This is a genomic window from Halorussus salinus, from assembly GCF_004765815.2.
In the GTDB taxonomy this organism is placed as follows: domain Archaea; phylum Halobacteriota; class Halobacteria; order Halobacteriales; family Haladaptataceae; genus Halorussus; species Halorussus salinus.
In genome coordinates this window covers 381310-400726 of the sequence record NZ_ML974127.1, presented here as the reverse complement: position 1 = coordinate 400726, position 19417 = coordinate 381310, and the positions used below count along the sequence as shown (strand labels likewise).

Annotated in this window: 25 protein-coding genes; 15 read left to right on the top strand and 10 right to left on the bottom strand. The window is 69.9% G+C overall.

The features are described from left to right. Positions 1 to 69: 69 nt before the first annotated feature. Complete coding sequence (locus EPL00_RS01990) at positions 70 to 651, bottom strand: DUF6735 family protein (protein ID WP_135852081.1); 582 nt, start codon at positions 649 to 651, stop codon at positions 70 to 72. 81 nt (positions 652 to 732) lie between these two features. Between EPL00_RS01990 and EPL00_RS01985 the strand changes: the two genes are divergently transcribed. The 3 genes from EPL00_RS01985 to EPL00_RS01975 all read left to right on the top strand — a co-directional run bounded on the left by EPL00_RS01985 (position 733) and on the right by EPL00_RS01975 (position 3574). After that, entirely contained in the window at positions 733 to 1167 is a 435-nt protein-coding gene (locus tag EPL00_RS01985; protein ID WP_202932525.1) for a hypothetical protein, read from the top strand. Beyond that, positions 1168 to 1728 (top strand): hypothetical protein, encoded by a 561-nt coding sequence (locus EPL00_RS01980; protein WP_135852082.1) that lies wholly within the window; start codon positions 1168 to 1170, stop codon positions 1726 to 1728. A 151-nt stretch (positions 1729 to 1879) separates the two neighbouring features. Further along, positions 1880 to 3574 (top strand): NAD+ synthase, encoded by a 1695-nt coding sequence (locus EPL00_RS01975; RefSeq protein ID WP_135852083.1) that lies wholly within the window; start codon positions 1880 to 1882, stop codon positions 3572 to 3574. A gap of 102 nt (positions 3575 to 3676) precedes the next feature. Here EPL00_RS01975 and EPL00_RS01970 read toward each other — a convergent pair whose 3' ends face one another. The 6 genes from EPL00_RS01970 to EPL00_RS01945 form a co-directional block, all read right to left on the bottom strand. Beyond that, the gene (locus EPL00_RS01970; protein WP_135852084.1) at positions 3677 to 4051 is read right to left on the bottom strand and encodes a winged helix-turn-helix transcriptional regulator; all 375 of its coding nucleotides are present in this window, start codon (positions 4049 to 4051) and stop codon (positions 3677 to 3679) included. Between the two features lie 73 nt (positions 4052 to 4124). Beyond that, on the bottom strand, positions 4125 to 4508 hold the full coding sequence (locus EPL00_RS01965; RefSeq protein WP_135852085.1) for a hypothetical protein: 384 nt from the start codon (positions 4506 to 4508) through the stop codon (positions 4125 to 4127). Between the two features lie 128 nt (positions 4509 to 4636). Next, the gene (locus tag EPL00_RS01960; RefSeq protein ID WP_135852086.1) at positions 4637 to 5806 is read right to left on the bottom strand and encodes a M48 family metalloprotease; all 1170 of its coding nucleotides are present in this window, start codon (positions 5804 to 5806) and stop codon (positions 4637 to 4639) included. Between the two features lie 54 nt (positions 5807 to 5860). Further along, positions 5861 to 6226 carry a DUF5518 domain-containing protein gene (locus EPL00_RS01955; RefSeq protein WP_135852087.1) on the bottom strand — a complete coding sequence of 122 codons (366 nt, stop codon included), beginning with the start codon at positions 6224 to 6226 and terminating at the stop codon, positions 5861 to 5863. A 64-nt stretch (positions 6227 to 6290) separates the two neighbouring features. Continuing rightward, positions 6291 to 6728: a hypothetical protein gene (locus EPL00_RS01950; protein WP_135852088.1), complete on the bottom strand. Its 438-nt coding sequence runs from the start codon at positions 6726 to 6728 to the stop codon at positions 6291 to 6293. Further along, on the bottom strand, positions 6725 to 7744 hold the full coding sequence (locus tag EPL00_RS01945; protein WP_135852089.1) for an AIR synthase family protein: 1020 nt from the start codon (positions 7742 to 7744) through the stop codon (positions 6725 to 6727). Before EPL00_RS01945 ends, EPL00_RS01950 begins: the two co-directional genes overlap by 4 nt. Before the next feature lie 228 nt (positions 7745 to 7972). Here EPL00_RS01945 and EPL00_RS01940 point away from each other — a divergent pair, with 228 nt between their 5' ends. From EPL00_RS01940 to EPL00_RS01885, 12 genes are all read left to right on the top strand, one after another. Then, positions 7973 to 8560 (top strand): Na+/H+ antiporter subunit E, encoded by a 588-nt coding sequence (locus EPL00_RS01940; protein WP_135852090.1) that lies wholly within the window; start codon positions 7973 to 7975, stop codon positions 8558 to 8560. Next, the gene (locus tag EPL00_RS01935; protein ID WP_135852091.1) at positions 8557 to 8859 is read left to right on the top strand and encodes a cation:proton antiporter; all 303 of its coding nucleotides are present in this window, start codon (positions 8557 to 8559) and stop codon (positions 8857 to 8859) included. The genes EPL00_RS01940 and EPL00_RS01935 overlap by 4 nt, the downstream gene beginning before the upstream one ends. Next, entirely contained in the window at positions 8856 to 9209 is a 354-nt protein-coding gene (gene mnhG, locus EPL00_RS01930) for a monovalent cation/H(+) antiporter subunit G (protein WP_135852092.1), read from the top strand. Before EPL00_RS01935 ends, mnhG begins: the two co-directional genes overlap by 4 nt. Next, on the top strand, positions 9202 to 9738 hold the full coding sequence (locus tag EPL00_RS01925; RefSeq protein ID WP_135852093.1) for a DUF4040 domain-containing protein: 537 nt from the start codon (positions 9202 to 9204) through the stop codon (positions 9736 to 9738). Before mnhG ends, EPL00_RS01925 begins: the two co-directional genes overlap by 8 nt. Beyond that, entirely contained in the window at positions 9735 to 10316 is a 582-nt protein-coding gene (locus tag EPL00_RS01920) for an MnhB domain-containing protein (protein ID WP_135852094.1), read from the top strand. The genes EPL00_RS01925 and EPL00_RS01920 overlap by 4 nt, the downstream gene beginning before the upstream one ends. Beyond that, positions 10309 to 10659, top strand: coding sequence for a cation:proton antiporter subunit C (locus EPL00_RS01915; RefSeq protein WP_135852095.1), 351 nt, complete (start codon positions 10309 to 10311; stop codon positions 10657 to 10659). The genes EPL00_RS01920 and EPL00_RS01915 overlap by 8 nt, the downstream gene beginning before the upstream one ends. Continuing rightward, positions 10656 to 12167, top strand: coding sequence for a proton-conducting transporter transmembrane domain-containing protein (locus tag EPL00_RS01910; RefSeq protein ID WP_135852096.1), 1512 nt, complete (start codon positions 10656 to 10658; stop codon positions 12165 to 12167). Before EPL00_RS01915 ends, EPL00_RS01910 begins: the two co-directional genes overlap by 4 nt. Then, positions 12164 to 13663: a proton-conducting transporter transmembrane domain-containing protein gene (locus EPL00_RS01905; RefSeq protein ID WP_135852097.1), complete on the top strand. Its 1500-nt coding sequence runs from the start codon at positions 12164 to 12166 to the stop codon at positions 13661 to 13663. Before EPL00_RS01910 ends, EPL00_RS01905 begins: the two co-directional genes overlap by 4 nt. Beyond that, a complete protein-coding gene (locus tag EPL00_RS01900) occupies positions 13660 to 15372 on the top strand; it encodes a proton-conducting transporter transmembrane domain-containing protein (protein ID WP_135852098.1) in 1713 nt (570 codons plus the stop codon). The genes EPL00_RS01905 and EPL00_RS01900 overlap by 4 nt, the downstream gene beginning before the upstream one ends. 90 nt (positions 15373 to 15462) lie before the next feature. Continuing rightward, a complete protein-coding gene (locus tag EPL00_RS01895) occupies positions 15463 to 15915 on the top strand; it encodes a bifunctional nuclease family protein (protein WP_135852099.1) in 453 nt (150 codons plus the stop codon). Beyond that, positions 15912 to 16274: a phosphoribosyl-ATP diphosphatase gene (gene hisE, locus EPL00_RS01890; RefSeq protein WP_135852100.1), complete on the top strand. Its 363-nt coding sequence runs from the start codon at positions 15912 to 15914 to the stop codon at positions 16272 to 16274. The genes EPL00_RS01895 and hisE overlap by 4 nt, the downstream gene beginning before the upstream one ends. Before the next feature lie 395 nt (positions 16275 to 16669). Continuing rightward, positions 16670 to 16861, top strand: a complete 192-nt coding sequence (locus EPL00_RS01885) for an antitoxin VapB family protein (RefSeq protein WP_135852101.1) — start codon at positions 16670 to 16672, stop codon at positions 16859 to 16861. A gap of 84 nt (positions 16862 to 16945) precedes the next feature. Here EPL00_RS01885 and EPL00_RS01880 read toward each other — a convergent pair whose 3' ends face one another. The 3 genes from EPL00_RS01880 to EPL00_RS01870 form a co-directional block, all read right to left on the bottom strand. After that, on the bottom strand, positions 16946 to 17263 hold the full coding sequence (locus tag EPL00_RS01880) for an ASCH domain-containing protein (RefSeq protein ID WP_135852102.1): 318 nt from the start codon (positions 17261 to 17263) through the stop codon (positions 16946 to 16948). Positions 17264 to 17313: 50 nt separating this feature from the next. Then, positions 17314 to 17928 (bottom strand): pyridoxal 5'-phosphate synthase glutaminase subunit PdxT, encoded by a 615-nt coding sequence (pdxT, locus tag EPL00_RS01875; protein ID WP_135852103.1) that lies wholly within the window; start codon positions 17926 to 17928, stop codon positions 17314 to 17316. Between the two features lie 286 nt (positions 17929 to 18214). Beyond that, positions 18215 to 19297 carry a phosphotransferase family protein gene (locus EPL00_RS01870; RefSeq protein ID WP_162224126.1) on the bottom strand — a complete coding sequence of 361 codons (1083 nt, stop codon included), beginning with the start codon at positions 19295 to 19297 and terminating at the stop codon, positions 18215 to 18217. Positions 19298 to 19417 lie beyond the last annotated feature (120 nt).

The following is a 19417-nucleotide window of genomic DNA, read 5'->3' as shown; positions in this document are numbered from 1 at the left end:
GCGAGCGCACTAAAGCGGCGCGCGTCGGTCGAACGGTATCGACCGGGCGGTGTCGGTCGGGTGGTCCCGTCACCGCTCCGGGAGTATCACCTCCCGGTCGTCGGCCCACGAGCGGACGCGCTCGCCGAGGAGGTCGCGGGCCTCGTCGGGGGACAGCGCCTCGCGGTCGGCCATCTCGCCGACGACGGCCTTCGTGCCCCGGAGCCAGCCGCGAAAGTAGTTGGCCTCCTCGGGGACCACCTCGACCAGCGCGCCGTGGCCGACCGTCTCGCTTCGCTCGACGCGCTCGCTGTCGATTTCGAGGCCAAACCAGACCGGGTGGTACGCGGTGGTCTCGTAGTCGGCGGCGACTCGGTAGAACGCCTCGTGGTGGAGGTAGTTCAGGTGGTCCGCGGCGATGTCGGCGAGCGCGAGGTCGGTCGCTATCGGCTCGGGGTCCACGGAGAACTGCGTGTCCGTGGCGTACGGCGAGTCCGGCGAGATGCGGTCGAGGAGGGCGAACTCCGCGCCGCCCCAGTGGGACCGATGGAGGTCGTAGGTGGACGTTTCGTCGGGTGAACAGTCGGTCTCGTCGGGCGAGCGGTCGGCGTCGTCGGTGGAGTCAGAGCGTACGTCGTCGCGTCGATAGGCGAGGAGTGCGCGGTGTCCCATCGAGCAGGGTTCGTCCCGTTCTCCGGTTTAAACGTATGCGCTCCACTGGCTTTATTGATGTGTAGAACCTACACATCGCGTATGCCAGAGGGGAAGACGCGCGTCGATTTCAACGCGCCGAGTTCCTTGGTCGAGCGCGCCGACCTCGTTAGCGACCTGCTCGACATCTCTCGGACCCGCCTCCTCGTGGAGGCCTTGGAGGACGAAATCGACCGACTCACCAGCGACGAGCAGTTTCGTCGGAAGTTCCGCGAAGCGTACTACGACGGGCGGGTGGACTTCGACACCGTGCGGTCGGTGTTGGGAACCGAGGAGGCGATGCGAGCGCGACGACTCCGCGAGTCGCTGGACCGCGCGCCGCCCGCACCGCAGGTCGAGGGCGAACTCCCATCCGCCGACGAGTTCTACGCCGAACCCGTCGCCGAGTGGACGCCCGACGGTGAGGGTGGAGACGACGAACGGGCAGCAGACGGAAGCGAGACGAACGAAGACCCGAACGATTCGGCGACTCGATAGATGGCGGGGCGAGCGACGACGGTAGTCGATGCGAACGTACTGCTGAATCTGGCGACGCCCGTCGCCGACGGCCGGTCGAAGGCTCCCTCGGGTGAAGACCCGCTGCTCGCGTTGCTCTCGGCGTACGACGTACACGCCCCCGAGTGCGTCCTCGGCGAGGTGAGCGACGCGATGGGAAGCGACGACCTCCTCTCGGCAGCGGCCGAGACCGTCATGAAGGCGTCCCATCATCTGACTACCCACGACGTAGCCGACGCACTCGACGAGTCGCTGGACTACGGACTCGACGCGGGCGAATCACGTGCCATCTGGTTGACGAACGAACTGGACGCCGACCTGTTCGTCACCGACGAGTTCAACACGACCAACTACCTCCTCGTCGGGATGGCGTTGGACGACCGCAACGTCCTGTTCACGACGCCCCACGTTCTCTGTGAATTGGCGACTCACGACCTTCTCGACGCAGGCTACGTCGATGCCGCACTGACTTATTACGTGGAGACGAAAAACTGGGACCGCGAGTACGTCGAACTTCTGCGAACGCGGCGTCTCTACTCCTGAGAGAGACGGTGGCGCTGGCAGACGGCGACGCGCTATATCTGTCCCGAGCAGGGGTTTTCACCGCTATTTTGAGAAGTCGGCGTGCCCGTCGAAAGCCGCGCCCCGAACTTCTATTCTCGTCGCTCGCGTACTCCCGTCGTTCGGAGGAGCCATGCCTGACACACTCTCGGTCGCACTCGCACAGGGGAACTACCTCGTCGGCGACGTTGAAGGGAACGCCGCCAAAATCGAGCGCGCAGTCGGCCGCGCCACGGACGCGGACGCCGACCTGCTGGTCTGCTCGGAACTCGCCCTGCTCGGCTACCCGCCGCGGGACCTCGTGGAGCGCGAGGGACTCCTCGACGCGCAGGACGACGCTCTCGCTCGACTCGCGGAACTGACCGACGAGGAGTTCGCCCTGCTGGTGGGGTTCGCCGAACGCAACCCCGCCGAGACCGGGCGACCGCTCTACAACGCCGCGGCGTTCTGTCACGGGGGCGAACTCGCGGGCACGACCCGCAAGCGCCTCCTGCCGACCTACGACGTGTTCGAGGAGGACCGCTACTTCGAGCGGAGCGAGCGCACCGTCGTCCACGACTTCCGCGGCGTGGGCCTCGGGGTTCACGTCTGCGAGGACGCGTGGAACGAACCCGACGTGTGGGAGCGCCCGCGCTACGCCGCCGACCCCGTGGCGGACCTCGCCGACGCGGGCGCGGACCTGCTGGTCAACCTCTCGGCGAGTCCGTTCTACGCCGGGAAGGGCGACGAGCGCACCGCCCTGATGGCGAGTCACGCGACCGACCACGACTTGCCCTTCGTCTTCGTGAATCAGGTCGGCGCGAACGACGAGTTAGTGTTCGACGGGCGGTCGTTCGTCGTCGGGCCGGAGGGCGAGGAGGCCCGCCGACTCGCCGAGTTCGAGGCGGACTTCGCAGTTTGCGAGGTCGCGCTCGACGGGCCGTCCGACGAGCAGACGCTCGCGCCGGTGGCCCGCGACGGGACCGAGGAGGTCCGTCGCGCAGTCGAGTTGGGCATCCGGGACTACGTCCGGAAGACCGGCTTCGAGGGCGTCCTCGTCGGCCTCTCGGGCGGCGTGGACTCGTCGGTGGCGGCCGCGCTCGCCACCGAGGCCCTCGGCCCGGAGAACGTCCTCGGCGTGGCGATGGCGACCCGCTACACCAGCGACGCCAGCGAGGAGGACGCCGCCGCGCTCGCCGAGGCCCTCGGCATCGAGTTTCTGGACGCCCCCATCGAGGACGCCTTCGGGGCGTTCGAGGAACTGCTCGACGCCGCGGTGGGCGAGCGCGAACGGAGCGTCACCGACGAGAACGTGCAGGCCCGCGTCCGCGGGACGACGCTGATGGCGCTGTCGAACGAACTGGGTCTCCTCGTGCTGGCGACCAGCAACAAGAGCGAACTCGCTACTGGCTACTGCACGCTCTACGGGGACATGTGCGGCGCGCTGGCTCCGCTCGCCGACTGCCCGAAGGAAATCGTCTACGACCTCGCGCGCCGGGTGAACGACGAGTTGGAGGGCGGCGGCCCGATTCCCCGGCGCGTCCTCGAACGCCCGCCCTCCGCGGAACTCGCGCCCGACCAGACCGACCAAGACGCGCTCCCGCCCTACGAGGTGCTGGACGACGTGCTTCGTCAGTACGTCGGCGAGGGCGCGACGGCCGAGGAGATAGTCTCCTCGGGCCACGACCCGAGCGTCGTCCGCGAAATCCTCGCGCTGGTCCACGGCTCGGAGTTCAAGCGGTGGCAGGCCGCGCCGGTCCTCAAGGTCACGCGGAAAGCGTTCGGGGTCGGGTGGCGCTACCCTCTCGCCGCGACGTACGAGAGAGTTATAAATCAAATACCGCGATAGGGAATTCGGTCGAGCGGTGGCAGTACAATCGTCTGGAAGAGCTACGGGACGAAATCCGCTACTCGCGCCGACATGCCCGCGAGATGGCGCGACGACGCTCGCTCACGAAATCGCGTCTTCCTTCTGGTCGGCCCCGGTGAGGTGTTCGGCACCCCAGTCGCGCATCTCCTCGATGAGCGATTCGAGCGATGCGCCGCGCTCGGTCAGCGAGTACTGAACCCGAACCGGTTTCTCGCTCACGATGTCGCGGTTCACGAGTCCCTTCTCCTCGAGGTCGTCGAGGCTGTCCGAGAGGACCTTGCTGGAGATGCCGTCCACGTCGTCTTTCAGTTCGTTGAACCCCATCGGTCCGCCCTGAAGCAGTCGGTGGACCACCACGGGGTGCCACTTCTTGCCGATAAGCGTCGCGGTCGAAGTGATCGGACACCAGTCCTTCCCGGCACACCAGACTGCGAGTGGTTCGTCGGCCTCGCTCATGGGCCGGGGTATGGTGCCCGCCGTCTAAAAGTTACCTGTACCAATCTAGTTACCTAGGGTAATCGAGTTCGAACTACTCCCCGCGGAGCGTCGTCAGACACTCGTCCAGAAAGTCGGGGTACTGGAAGCTCACGTCCGGTTCGAGTTTGACGACGACGCCGCGGTTCCGCGAGAGGTAGAGGTGAACCGCGGTGGCCTTCTCGTGGCGAACGAGGAGCGCCTTCGCGTCCCCGAGGTGGAAGTACACGTCTTCGACGTGGTCGCGGTTGAACACGGCGATGGACCGGTGGATGATGGTGTCGAGGTCCAACCCCGAGAGGTCGGCCTTCAGGTCCTCGCGGATGTAGCGCACGTCGTAGCTGTAGTCGTCGCTGTCGAACGAGGCGACCCACCGCAGGCCGTCGCCGAGTTCGTCGCGGAGATACGTCACGAGGCTGTCGTAGCGGGGTTTCGGCATACCGTGTCCACGACGTACCGGAGGAAAAGCGTTGACCCTCGCGCGGGCCAATCCGTCGGGGCCCGTCTCTTCCGGCGGGCGATTGCCGAGGTCGGTCGTGACGGAGGCGACGGCCGAGCGGTCGGCAGTCAGAACTCGCGTTCCCGCTCCAGTCGCCGGAGTCGGGCGATTCGCTCGTCGGTCGCGGGGTGGGTCGGGAAGTCGGTCGCGGAGTTGGCCGTCTCGACGGCCCCGGCGGTCGCGTCGGTGGCGGCCTCGTCCAGCTTTTCGACGGCGGTCCGCTCGCGGCCCTCGACCGCGAACCCGGTGTACTCCGACGAGTCGAAGGCCTCCTCGGCGTCCGGGTCGGCCTCCGGAACGGGGACGACGTAGAACGCCGACTGGACGGTCGCGCGCGCTCGCCGGTCGGTCTCGGGGGCCTCGCTGGCCGCGCGGTCGAGGGTGGCCAGCGCCGAGGCGACCGCGGCGGGCGACCCCGTGATGGCGGCCGCGCCCCGGTCGGCCGCGAACTCCCGGTACTGCGAGAGGAGGCGCGTCAACCCGCGGCCGACCCACCAGAACGTCCACGCGATTGGCCGGACGGCGAAGAAGTGGAAGACGCGCGCGAACCCGCCGAGTGGCGCGCGCTCGGTCTCCTCGCGCGGGTTCCCGTGGCGGTCGGTCGGTATCTCGTCGGGGTCGCGCTCGAACCACGTCAGGAGCCACCGGCCGACGATTTCGACCAGCGAGGCCGCGGTCATCACGCTGGCGTCGCGGTTCTTGACGTGCGCGAGTTCGTGGGCCAGCACCGCGTCGAGTTCGTCGTCCGAGACCGCATCGAGGAGTCCCGTCGAGACGACGACGGTCGCGTTGCCCGGCAGGACGCCGGTCGTGTACGCCTTGGGTGTCTCGGTCTCGGCGACGACCAGCGTCGGTTCGGGCACGTCGGCGGTCTGGGCGAGGCGAGCGAGTCGCTTCCGGAGGTCGGCGGGCGCGTCCTCGGCCGACCGGACCGCGCCCTCCTCGCCGGTGAACTTCTCGCTCAAGACCAGTTCCGAGACGACCGCGACCGCGAAGAGAGCGACCAGCAGGCCGAGACCGAGCCAATCGCCGACCACGACGCTCCCGTCGGGGAGTCGCGTCACGGTCTCGCCGCCGGCGCGGACCTCGCCGTCGGTCAGAATCAGGGTCAGCACCGCCGACAGCACGTCGGTCAGCACCCAGTGGAGCGCGAGCGCGAACCCGACGAGGAGACCGCCCAACAAGGTCAACACGGCGGCCATCCGAGCGCGAAGCTCCCAGTCGGTCTTCCAGTGCATACCTCGCCGTCCGCACGCCCTCGAAATAAAACCGTGCTACGTCGCTATCGGGTCTCACTCCTCGGCTATCCACCCGCCGAGCGCACCGGCGAGCGCGCTCTCCAACCCCATCACGAGCGCGACGAGGAGAACGACGAAGAAGACGCTCCCGCCGAGCAACGGGCCGAACGGACCGAGACCGATAGTTCCGAGGAGACCGACCGCCGCGCCGAAGACGACTGCGACGACAATGCCGCCGAGCGACCCCGCCAGCAGGCCGTGCCACGCGCCGCGTCCGGCCCCGCCAGCCGCCAGATAGCCAGCGACGAACCCGCCGACCAGTCCTGCGGTGAGTTGACCGAGACCCGGAATCGCGAGGCCGACGACGCCGACGACTGTCATGACGACGAATCCGACTCCGACCGCGTACCAGTTGGTCATATCGGTTACGCGTAGGCGCTCCGAGAGGTTAAGCTTGGTCGGCCGCGCCGCGGGCGAGACCGAGTTACTTGACTTCGGTCGGCCGCGATTCGTCCGGCGTCGGCGACTCCTCGAAGGCCGAGAGGTCGAAGTAGCGACCGCCGCGGAACCAGTCGAGACCCATGTACGCCAGTGTCAGACCACCGAGTCCACTCCCGAGCGCGGCGACGAGGGCGATGTCGCCGCTCGCTCCGACGAACTCAGCGAGCGCGCGGACGACCATCTGGAGACCCATACAGACGTTGCCGAGACCGACGTGTTTGTTCCACTCGAAGCCCCCGACCGAGCGACCGAGACCCCCGAGGAGATACAGTATCGACGCGCCGAACAGGAGTCCGAACGTCGTGATAGCGGTCGGGTCGGCGGGCACGTCGCCCCGGAACGCCGCGGGGAGGACGAGGAGAACGAGGAGACCGAGGAGGCCCCCGAAAACGACGAACCACGAGCGTCTGGCTTCGCTCACTCCAACCCGACCTCCGCGGCGTACTCGTCGAAGACTTCCCACGAGGGGTCGGAGTCGGGCTTCTCGGTGCGCTCGCCGTCCACGAAGACGCCCTCGCCCGTCCGGACTGCGCCGATTTCGGCGGCCGGGATGCCCTCGGCGTCGAGCGCCGCGAGGACCGACTCGACGCCGCCCGATTCGACCGTCAGCAGGAGCGTCCCCTCGCTGGTCGCGGCCCACGGGTCGATGCCGAAGAACTCGCAGGACTCGGCGACGCCGGGGAGCATCGGCACCGCGTCCGAGTCCACGTCGAGGCGGACGCCGCCCGCCTCGGCCAGTTCGACCAGCGCGCCCCGGAGGCCGCCCTCGGTCGCGTCGTGCATCGCGGTGACGGGTCCGGCGGCCGCGGCGGTCAGCGCGTCCCGGACCGGACTCATGTCCCAGAACCGCTCTTTGGCCTCGGCAATCGTGGCGTCGGGGAGGTCCACGGCCTCCTCGAACAGCCGCACGAGGAAGCCCGCGACCTCGACGCCCGGTCCCTTCGTCACGAGGAGCCTGTCGCCCGGCGTCGCGCCGTCGGGCCGGACCACCTCGTCGGGGTCGCCGACCGCCAGCGTGGTCGCGCCGCCGACCCACGGGTACGAACAGCCGCCGTACCGCGCGGTGTGGCCCGTGACGATGCTGACGCCCAGCTCGCTGGCCTCCCGGTCGAACGCCTCCCAGACCGCGCCGAACTCCTCGTCGGTCATCTCCGGCGGGAGCGTGAACGTGACCGAGAGGTGCGAGGGCGGGATGCCCGACACCGCGGCGTCCGAGAGCGCGACGTGGACCGCGAACCACCCGGCCTCCTCGAAGCCCAGCGCCGGGACGACCGAGAGGGGGTCGCTGGCCAGCACGACCGCCCGTCCGCCGACCTCCACGACGCCGAAGTCTACGCCGTGTTGCGGTCCGAGCGCCACGTCGGCGCGGTCGGCCCCGAGGTTGGGGTAGATGTACCGGTCGAAGAACGCGCGGTCTACCTTGCCGAGGTCGGTCATTGGCGGCGATTGGACCGGTGGCGACTAATCGGTGCTGATTCACTTCGAGAGTCGGGTACGTCGAAAGTTCCACCGGGTGACACTCGACCGGTCGTTCCACCGTCGGGTGGGGGCTTTCGAGGCAGTCGTTACCCCGGTAGTAGCGGTCCCGCTCGTCACAACGAGATAACATGCCGAATCCACCCGGCCAAAGCGTAATGGCGGTAGACGTGTTCGTAGCTCCAAGGGATGAGGGGAAGCGAGCCATCGTCGCCCGCCGACAGTGCCATCGCCCGCCTGCTGGCCACGTTCGTCGTCTCGTACGCCTTCTACCTCGCGTTGGGGGACCCGACCGACCCCTTCGACCTCGTGACCGGCGCGCTCACCGCCGGGGTCGTGGCCGTCGCGTTCGCCGGGGTCGCGTTCCGCGAATCGCCCGCCGCGGGCCGGACCGCCGGTCGCCTCGTCCGAGGAGCCGCGTTCCTGCCGGGCCTCCTCTGGGAGATTCTGAAGGCCAACGTCTCGCTCGCGGCGGTGGTCCTCGACCCGCGGCTCCCGGTCGAACCCGCGGTCGTCCGCGTGGACGTGACTGGGCGCTCGGACGTAGAGCGCACCGTGCTGGCCAGCGCCATCACGCTCACGCCCGGCACGGTCGTCCTCGACGTGCGCGACGACGAGTTCCGCGTCCACGCGCTCACCGCGGCGTCCCGCGAGTCGTTGCGAGGCGGACGCCTCCAGCGGTCGGTCGCCGGAATCTTCGGCCGGGGAGCGGACCGGACCGCCGAGCGCGCGCGGAGCGAGTCGAACCGAGACCGGGACCGCGGAGACCGCGGATGACCGTCGCGCCGACCGACTTCCTGCTCGGCGTCGCGGCGGTGCTGGTCGGGTTGGCCATCGCGGTGGGCTACCGCGTCGTCGTCGGGCCGACGGTGCAGGACCGCGTGGTCGCGGTCAACGCTCTCGGGACGACCGCCGTGGTGGTGCTGGCGCTCCTCGGGGCGGCGTTCGACGACACCGGCCTGCTCGACGTGGCGCTGGCGTACGGCCTGCTCAACTTCCTGTTGAGCGTCGGTCTCGCCCGGATTCTCGGCGAGCGCGCGAGTCCGGAAATCGACTCGGAGGGAGGAGCGCCGTGACCCCGCGCGAACTCGTCGTGGCCCTGCTGGCGGTCGGGAGCGTCGCGTTCACCGGTCTCGCCGTCGTCGGTCTCGTGCGCCTGCCCGACTGCTACTCGCGCGCCCACGCCGCCTCGAAGGCCGACACGCTCGGCGCGCTCTCGGCGTTCGCGGCGGTCGGCGTCGCCTTCGGTCTCGACGCGGCCGCGCTGAAGGTCGCGCTCCTCGCTCTCTTCGTGCTGGCGACGACGCCCGCGGCGACCCACGCCGTCGTCCGGACGGCCTACCTGTCCGGGGTTCCGCTCCGGACCGGCGACGAGGACGAGTCGGGGGGCGAAGCCGACTCGGTAGGGGGACGTGAGCATGGTTGACGCGCTCCTCGGGGCGACGCTCGCGCTGGCCCTCCTCGGGGCAGTGACGGTGGTCGCGCTGGAGGACCCGCCCGCGTTCGCGGTCGCGTTCGGGGCGTACGGGCTGGCGCTGGCGACCACGTGGGCGGTCCTACGCGCGCCCGATGTGGCGCTGACCGAGGCCGCGGTCGGCGCTGGCGTCACGACCGCGCTCCTGCTGGCGGTCCTGCGTCGGACGGGCGCGCTGGCGACAGTCACCGAGACGCGGACCGGCTTGCGGGTTCGACCCGCGACGGCGCTCACGGCGGCCGGGACCGCGCTCGCGCTCGGCGCGACGGTGCCCGCGCTCCCGGCGTTCGGCGACCCCGAGACGCCGCCGTTCCGGCGGGTGGTGCCGTTCTACCTCGCGGACGCGCCGCGACTCGGCATCGACAACGTGGTGACGGCGATTCTGGTCGTGTATCGGGGCTTCGACACCTTCGGCGAAATCGTGGTCGTCTTCGCGGCCGGGGTCGCGGCCGCGGTGGTCCTCCGGGAGGTGGTGGCGTGAGCGGCGACGAGGGTCGCGCGAGCGGCGACGGAGAGAGCGGGTCGCCCGATGCGGACGCCGACGAGGAGGCCGTCGGCGCGGTCGCCGCCACGACGGTCCGACTCGTCGCGCCGTTCGCCGCCACGTTCGGCGTCTTCACGACGCTCCACGGCACGTCGTCGGTCGGCGGCGGCTTTCAGGGCGGCGTCGTCGTCGCGGCGACCGTGGTTCTCCTCGGGTTCGCGCTCGGTCCGGGCGTCGTCCGCGAGGAGTTCGCGGTCGCCCGCCTCCCGGCGCTCGCGGCCGCGGGCGTGGTGGGGTTCGCCGCGGTCGGGGTCGGCCCGCTGGCGTTCGGGGGGAGACTCCTCGAACTCGCGGCGTACCCGATTCCGAAGCCAGCGGTGTACGCCACCGAAGTCATCGAAGTCGCCATCGCGGCGACCGTGGCCGCGGCGCTCGTCGGCCTGTTCTTCGCGCTGGTCGGCGATAGCGAGGCACGACGCGCCTCGAAGACGCCGAGCGGCGAGACGCCGCGAGACGGCGCGACCCGCGCCGCAGGCACGGACCGCGACCCCGCCGAGGAGGGCGACGATGCTTGAGGCGTACCTCGACCGCCTGCCGTATCTGGTCGCGGTCGCGCTGGTCTCGCTCGGACTGGGAACGCTGGTCGGCGAGCCGAACCGGCTCAAGAAGGTCGTCGGACTCAACCTCTTTCAGACCGGCGTCCTGCTGGTGCTGGTCGCGGCAGCCTACCGGACCGGCGGGCGGGCGGTGCTGGCTGGCGGGACTGGACCGCCGGTGAATCCGCTCCCGCACGTCCTCGTGCTGACCGCCATCGTCGTCGGCGTGAGCCTGACCGCGGTCGCGCTCGCGCTGGTCGTCCGGATTCGGCGCGAGGAGGCCGGAGACGGCTCTCCCTCGGAGTCGGGAGGTGGCGCGTGAGCCTGCTGGTCGCGCTGGTCGGCGTGCCGGTCGTCGGCGCGGCGCTGGCGGTTCTGCTGGACCTTCTCGCGGGCCGGAACGGTCGCGTGGATGCGCCTGACTTCGACTCATCGCGGCTCGCTCGCCGGACCGCGCTCGCGACGCTCGCGGTCCACGCCGCGCTGGCGGTCGCGCTGGTCGCACGGGTCGCCGACGAGGGGCGAGTCCGGACCGTCGTGGCCGACCTGCCGCCGCGGGTCGGCATCGCGCTCGCGGCGGACCCGTTCGCGGCGCTGGTGGTCGCGGTCGTCGCGGTCGTCTCGACCGGAGCGGTCTGGTACGCCCTCGCGGTCGGCGTCGGCGACGCCCGGTCGGACGCGCTGTTCGTCCTGCTGGCGGGCGGCCTGTCGGGCATCGCCGTGACCGCCGACCTGTTCAACCTCTACGTCTTCCTCGAAATCGCGGGACTGGCGGCCTACGCGCTCGTCTCGGTCGGCGAGGAGGGGTCGGCGCGGGCGGCGTTCCGCTACCTGCTGGTCGGGACCGTCGGCGCGACGCTCTATCTGCTGGCCGTCGGCTACCTCTACATCGGGACTGGGAATCTAAACATTGCCGAGAGCAACAAATACATTTCCCAAATCGGGCTGGACGCGCCGCTGGTCCTCGCGGCGTTCGCGCTCGCGTTCGTCGGCCTCGCGGTCAAGATTCCGCTCGTGCCGGTCCACACGTGGTTGCCCGACGCCCACGCGAAGGCCTCGGTCCCGGCGAGCGTGGACCTCTCGGCGCTGGTGACGACCGCGGGAACTTACGCCTTCGTGACGGTCCTCTACGGCGCGTTCGGCGTCGGATTCCTCGACGCGAACCCGGCGGTCGGCTCGCTCGTCTCGGGGGTCGGCGCGGTCAGCCTCCTCGTCGGCGGCGTCGGCGCGCTCCGCGAGGAGACGGTCAAGCGCGTGCTGGCGTACTCGACGGTCTCCCAACTGGGTATCGTCGTGGTCGGCGTCGGCCTCGGGACCTCGACCGGCCTGACCGGCGCGGCGGTTCACCTGCTCGGTCACGCCGTCACCAAGGCGGGACTGTTCTTCGCCGCGGGACTCCTCGCGCTCTCGACCGGCGCGAAGACCGTCGAGGAGTACGCGGGCGTCGGGTACCGCGCGCCGGTCGCCAGCGCCGCGTTCGCCGTCCTCGCGTTCGGGATGGTCGGCGTCCCGCCCACCGTCGGGTTCGCGGGCAAGTGGTACGTCCTCGTGGCCGCGGCGCGAGCGGAGGCGTGGCTCCTCGTCGCCGCGGTGCTGGCGAGCAGTCTCCTCTCGGTGGCGTACTTCGGCCGGATTCTCGTCCGAATGTACTTCGCCGAAGACGGCGGGGCGGACGACGTGGCTCCTCGTACTCCGGGCGACGGTTCGGACGGTTCGTCCGGCCTCTCCGCCCTGCCCGCCCTCGCGGCGCTCGCTACGGTCGCGCTCGGTCTCGGGGCCGCGACGCTCGCGCAGTTCCTCGAACCGGCGATTCGGGGGTTGTTAGCGTGACCGATTTACTTTCGCTCCGGGCCGCGCTCGCGGTCCTCGTCCCGGCGCTGGCGGCCCTCGCGGTCCTCGCGTCGGGCAGTCGGCCGAACCTTCGCGAGTCGTGGACGTTGCTCGCGGTCGGCGTCGAGTTGGTCGTCGTCGCCAGCCTCGTGCCCGACGCGCTCGCGGGCCGGACGCCCCAGTTCTCGGCGGGCACCTTCGTCACGGGCGTCCCGCTCGCGGTCCGGGCCGACGCGCTCGCCGTGCTGTTCGCCTCGGTCGCGGCGGTGCTGTGGGGCGCGGCCAGCGTCTACAGCGTCGGCTACATGCGCGGCCTCGACGAACACGACCAGACGCGCTTCTTCGCGGCGTTCGCGGCCAGCATCGCGGCCACGATGGGCGTCGCGTTCGCCGCGAACCTGCTGACGCTGTTCGTCGCCTACGAACTGCTGACGGTCGCCACGTACCCGCTGGTCGCGCACGCTGGCACCGACGAGGCGCGACGCTCGGGCCGGAAGTACGCCCGCTACGCCTTCGCTGGCGGGGTCGCGGTCCTCGGCGGCACGGTGCTGGTGTACGTCCTCGCCGGGTCGGTCTCGTTCGTCCCCGGCGGACTGGCGGCGCTCACGAGCGCCGACCCGCTACTGGCGAACGCCGCGTTCGGACTCCTCGCGGTCGGTTTCGGCGTCAAGGCCGCCATCGTGCCCCTCCACGGCTGGCTTCCCGACGCGATGGTCGCGCCGACGCCGGTCTCGGCGCTCCTGCACGCGGTCGCGGTCGTCAAGAGCGGCGTCTTCGGCATCGCCCGTGTCGTCCTGTTCGTCTTCGGCCCGGAGGCGGTCAGGGAGTCGGCGCTCCGCTGGCCGCTCGCTGGCGCGGCCGCGGCGACGATGATTCTGATGGGTTTTCTGGCGCTCAGGCAGGACAAACTCAAGCGCGTGTTGGCCTACTCGACGGTCTCGCAACTCTCGTTCATCGTTCTCGGACTCACGATGCTCACGCCGACCGCGGTGTTCGGCGCGCTCTTCCACCTCGTGACTCACGCGTTCATGAAGATTACCGCGTTCTTCTGCGCCGGGACGCTCTACGTCGAGTCGAAGGTCGAGTACGTCTCCCGGATGGCGGGCATCGCCCGCAGGCACCCGGTCACGGTAGGGACGTTCGCCGTCGCGGCGGCGGGACTCGTCGGTCTCCCGCTGGTCGGCGGGTTCGTCAGCGAGTGGTATCTCGCGTTGGGGACGCTCGACGGACCGGTGCCCGCGCTGGCCGCCGCGTTCTGGGCCGCCGCGTTCGTGAAGTTGCTCTTCTTCTGGCCCATCGTCTCGACCGCGGCGTTCGACTCGCCGCTCGAATCGCGGTGGTCCGCCCCCGACAGCGCCCTCTCGGAGGCCGCGCCGACCCTCCTCGGTCCCCTACTGTTCACCGCACTCGTCGCGGTTTTGCTGGGTATCGTACCGACCGCGACGCCCTTCTTCGACCTCGCCGAGGAGGTCGTCGCGGAGGTGTTCGGCCCGTGAACTGGCTCTGGTCGATTCCCCCGGCCGCGTTCCCGTTGGCGGCCGCGCCGGTCGCGTATCTGGCCTCCCGGCGAGTCGGCCACGCGGTCGGCGCGGTGGCGGGCTTGCTGGCGTTCGCGTGGAGCCTCGCGGCCCCGGTCGGGGTCCACTTCCCCACCCAGTTGTTCGGCTTCGACGCCGCGTTGGTCGCGGTCGCCCCGATTTCGCGGACCGTCGGGGTCGCGCTCGGGTTCATCGCGGCGGCGAACGTCGTCTACGCCTACGCGACCGACGCGAATCCGACGACGACGGCCTACGCGCTGGCCTACACCGGGGTCTGTCTCGGTGCCGTCTTCGCGGGCGACTGGCTCACCTTGGTCGTCTTCTGGGAGCTGATGGCAATCGGGGCCACGCTCCTGCTCTGGAACCACGACGAGGAGTCCCGCCGGGCGGGGTTCCGCTACGCCGTGTATCACGAAATCGGCGGCGCGTTCCTCATCGCCGGGGTCCTGCTCCACTACCTCCGCGTCGGGAGCTTCCTCTTCGGCGCGGGCGGGGCGGGCGGAGTAACTGGATTCTCGGCGGGCCTCCCCGCGATGCTGGCGGCCATCGGCATCGGGCTGAACGTCGGGTTCCTCGGTCTCCACCCGTGGCTGGTGGACTCGTACCCGAAACCGCACGTCGCGGCGACCGTCGTCCTCTGCGGGTGTACGACCAAGGTCGGCGTCTACGCGCTCGCCAGAGCCTTCCCCGGCGGCCACGTCGCAATCGCCGCGACGGGCGGCGCGATGGTCCTCGTCGGCGTCACGCTCGCCATCCTCCAGACGGAGGTCCGCCGCCTGTTGACCTACCACATCGTCTCGCAGGTCGGCTACATGGTCGCTGGCGTCGGGGTCGGCACCCAACTCGGGCGGTCGGGCGCGATGGCCCACCTGCTGAACAACGTCCTCTACAAGAGCCTGCTGTTCATGGTCGGGGGCTTGCTCCTCGTCCGGACCGGCACCGAGAGCCTGAAGAAGATGGGCGGACTCGCCCGCCGGACGCCGGTGCTGTTCGCCACCTACCTCGTCGCGGCGTTCGCCATCGCGGGCGTGCCGGGGTTCAACGGCTTCGTGAGCAAGGGGATGGTCATCGACAGCGCGGACACCGCCGAGTTCCGCCTGCTCTGGTGGGCGCTGGTCGTCGGCGGCGTCGGCACCGTAATCTCGTTCTCGAAGTTCGGCTACTACGCTTTCCTCGGCGAGCGTCACGGCGACTCGGAGACGGCCTCGGTTCGGCGGCTCTCTCCGGTCGAGGCCGCGCCGCTGGTCGCCGTCGCCGTCGCCTGCGTCCTCCTCGGTCTCTCTCCGGACCTGCTGTTCTCGGTCCTGCCCGCGGGAACCGAGGAGGCCAAGGTCTACGTCACCGCCCAGTACGTCAAGGCCGGGGCGGTTCTGGTCGCCGGGGGCGCGGCGTTCGCGCTCCTGAAGGCCCCGCTCTCGCGGGTCGCCGCGGTCCCGGACCTCGATTCGGTGTACCACCCCGTCGGGCGGCGCGCGTTGGACGCCGCGGTCGCGGCGACGACCACGGCCGCCCGCGGTCTCGACGCGCTGGCGACCCGGCCGGTACTCACGATAGAGCGATGGCTCGACGCGTCTCCGGACGCGAACCGTCTGGACTCGGTGGGCGCGAGCGTGCTGTGGGTCGTCGTCGCGCTGTTGGTCGCGCTGGCCGTGGTCTTCGTGGTGTAAGACTCGCTTCGACGTGGACCGGGAGGCGCGCTGTCTACTCCCGATTTCCAGTAGGGCAGACTTTTCTTTGTGGCTCCCGTCGGTGTGTGCATGGACGCCGACATCGACGCAGTGCGAGTCGCGATGACCGACGAGGGGCCGGTACCGGTCGTCGTCCTCGCGCCGGACGACGGCGAGGGCGTACTGCCCATCTTCATCGGATTCGAGGAGGCCGTCAGTATCGCTCGCGGCATGGAGGCCGAGGACATCGGCCGCCCGCTGACCCACGACCTCACGCTCGACCTCGTGGAGGAGTTGGGCGGGCGAGTCACGCGGGTCGTGGTCTCGGCGCTGGAGGACAACACCTACATCGCGGACCTCCACATCGACACGCCGCGGGGCGAGGCCGAGGTGGACGCCCGACCCAGCGACTCGCTGGCGCTCGCGGCCCGGACGAACGCGCCCATCGAAGTGACCGACGAGGTGTTTGCCTCGGGGCGGCGCGACCGCGACGAGTTCGACGAGTTGCAGGACATCCGCGAGGTCGCGGAGTTGGGAGCATGACCGGCGAGCAATCGACTCCCGCGGAGGGGACCCCGCCAGAGGAGGCCCACTCGGCGGACGCCGACCCCGAGGAGACCGCGGCCATCTTGGACGAACTGTTCGCGGTCGTGGAGGAGCGCAAGCAGACGCTTCCGGACGACTCCTACACCGCCTCGCTGTTCACCCACGAGAAGGGCGAGAACGCGGTCTTGGAGAAGTTGGGCGAGGAGACCACCGAACTCCTGCTGGCCGCGAAAGACGACGACCGCGACGAGATAGCTCACGAGAGCGCCGACATCGTGTACCACCTCCTCGTGCTGCTGTCGATGAAGGAGATGGACCTCGCCGACCTGCGCGCGGAACTGCGCGAGCGTCGGTGAGCCGACCGATTTATCGATTTCCCGAGTTCTCTATTCGACGCTTCAGTTTCCGGCTTCTCGACGCTCAATTGTCGTCACGTAGGAGGCGCGTGCTGGCGCGTCGTCGGTGACGACGCGCCAACCGCGCGAGGGTGAGGACCGCAGGCCCGTGGCCGAGGACCGCAATCGGTTGGGGAGGACGAGGTGCGTCGCGGTTGCTGTGCAGGGCGGTTGACTCCATCGCTCAAGCCTGAAGCTAGCTCACTGCGTCTTCTATCGACAGTGTTGGACCGCGTTCCTCCGACAGCGAGACAGCAATCCATCTCGTTTTCGTGTCAATCAGCCTGTCTCGTCCGGTTCGGATTCGTTCCCGGACAAACGCTAAAGTGACGTGAACGCCATGTTCAACGTAGCACATGGGGACTGCGAACGAGCAGGTTCGTGTCAGCGATACCGTCAAGCGGGAACTCGAACGTCGTCGCCGCGACGGCGAGTCGTACAACGACGTTCTCGAACGCGTCTTCGGCGACGGAGACCGCGACCTCCTCGCCGGGTTCGGTCGCTGGTCCGAGGACCACGCCGACCGCGTTCGGGAGCGCCACGAGTAGACGAAACGAGTCGTCGCCGTCGAGGAGTACCGCGACTAAGGGTTCTCCTCGGGAAACGAGTCGTCTCGAAAATACGGCCCGAATCTACGCGTCCACTTTCTCGAACCGGTGCAGAACGATGTCGCTGTCGTCGTCCCACTCGAAGTTGTCGTGGGCGCGGTCCAGTATCTCGCGGTACTGCTCCAAGTCCCGCATCCCCTCCGCGCGGGCGTCCTCGTCGGTCAGGTCGCCGAGGGTTCGCTCGCGGATTTCCACGACCTCGAACGCGTCGCCGTCTACCTCGAAGCGGTCGCCCTCGTCGGCGTACCGCTGGCCGCGGTGAATCTGGGTCACGTCGCCGTCCTGTGCGCCGCTTCGCATTCGCTCGTTCGGAAGCAGGGTGTCGGCATCGATGTCTGCCATGCTCGGGTGTTCGGACCGGAGTGGGAAAGTCGTTCTCCTCGGGGCGGCGGTTACTCCGCCATCGCGCCCTCAGCGAGCGCGTCGGTCTCGAACAGGCTCAGTCCGTGCATCCGCGAGTCGGGGGTCAGTTCGGGGTGGAACGACGAGGAGACCACCGGACCGTCCCGAATCGCCACCGGGCGGCCGTCCCACTCGGCCAGCACCTCGACCTCCTCGCCCACGTCGGCGATGACCGGCGCGCGGATGAACACCGCGGGAAACGGCTCGTCCAGTCCTTCGACCTCGATGGGAGCCTCGAAGCTGTCCTTCTGGCGGCCGAAGGCGTTGCGCTCGACGGTCGCGTCCACGAGGTCCAGCGTCTCCACGCGGTCGTCGCCCGCGTCGGTCGAAGCCACGATGAGGCCCGCGCAGGTGGCCAACACCGGCTTGCCAGCCTCGACGTGGGCGACTATCTCCTCGGCAATGCCCTCGTCGTGCAGGAGCCGTGAGATGGTGGTCGATTCTCCGCCGGGAAGCAGGAGGAGGTCGCACTCTGGCACGACGCCGCGGTCCCGGATTTCCACGACTTCGGTCTCGCGGTCGTGGGCCTCGCCAGCGCGCCGGACCGCCTCGGCGTGTTCGCTCACGTCGCCCTGCACCGCGACGACGCCCGCTCTGAGAGTCATATCGAGTCGTAGGAAGTCGGTCGTCAAAAGTTGTGCGTCTCGGTGGTCAGCGTTGGACGTACCGGTTGCCGAAACGGACGTAGAAGTAGGAGAACGCCTCGAAAGCCCCCGGTCGCTGGCGGTCGCTGTGCAGGATATTCGCGGCTCTCCGCACCGCCTGCCGCGAATAGGGCCTGCACAGACGACCACGGCCTGCGGCCGCCAGCGACCGGCCCCTTTCGGTCCACCCAGACGCGGGCGGTGGTCGGCCCGCTCTCGCCCCGGTGGAACGGGTCGTCGCTCCGACCTACGCCTCCACGCCGAACTCGCGCAGGGCCTCCCGATGCTCGCGGGCGCGGGCCTCAACCGCCGACTCGGAGCGTCCGGCCATCTCCTCGCCGAGGTTGACCATCAGTCTGAGGCGCGCGCCGAACCGACAGAGGAGGCGGTGGGTCTCGAACTCCTCGCCGCCGAGGAGACCCGGACTCTCGTCTCGGTACTCCTCGTAGAGGCGGTCCCGAAGCTCGTCCTGCCGGGAATCGCCCAGCGCGGGCCAGTCTATCAGAATCGCCTCGGTGACGGCCAGTTCCCACGTCGGCGGCGCGGCGGTCGGGGTCGCCCAGTCCACGACGCCCCGCGTCGCGCCGGTCTCGGGGTCCACCAGCAGATTGCCGAGTCGGTAGTCGCCATGAGTGAGGACGGACTCGAAGGGACCGAGCGAGCGTAACTGGTCGGTGAACTCCTCGGCGCGGTCGGCCAGCGCGGGGCGCAGGTCCTCGAAGCGCGTGTCCGCCAATCGCTCGACGTTGTGGGTCAGCCACGCCTCGAAGTAGGTCGGCCAGTCGGGGAACTCGCGGGCGAAGTGGAGCGCGTCGGCCCCGGAATCGAGCGCGAGCATGCCCCACCCATCGTCGGGGAGGAGGTCGCAGTCGCCCGCCGGAAAGGTCTCGTGGAGGAGAGCGAGGTTGCGCCCCGCGTCGGCGCAGACGCGCTCGAACGCCTCGGGCGCGAGCGATTCGGGGTCACAGGCCGGGTTCGCGCCCGGCACGCGCTCGGCGAGGAGGGACGGGTCGTCGCCGAACGCGCCGGTTCCGACGACCTCGGGTACCGGAATCGCGGTGCGCTCGCCGACCGCCGACAGCACGCGCGCTTCGGCGCGATAGCCGTCAGCGAAATCGCCGTCCCCGACCTTCAGGACGAGTTCACGCTCGTCGCCCTCCTGCTCGACGACGACGAGATACGCGTCGTTCTTGCCCTCCTCGATGGGCGTCGCCTCGCGCAGGTCGGCGTCCGGGAGCGCGGCCCCGACCTCCTCGCGGAGTCGGTCGGCCGCCAGCGGTCCCGCGACGCTCGATAGGTCGGCGCTCGGAGACTCGTCGCTCGGTGACACGCCCGGCGATACGGGGACGTTCCTGATATATCTTCTATCGGTCGCGGGGGGGGGGGGGGGGGGGGGGGGGGGGCCGCCCCCCCCCCCCCCCCCCCCCCCCCCCCCCCACCGGGGGGGGGG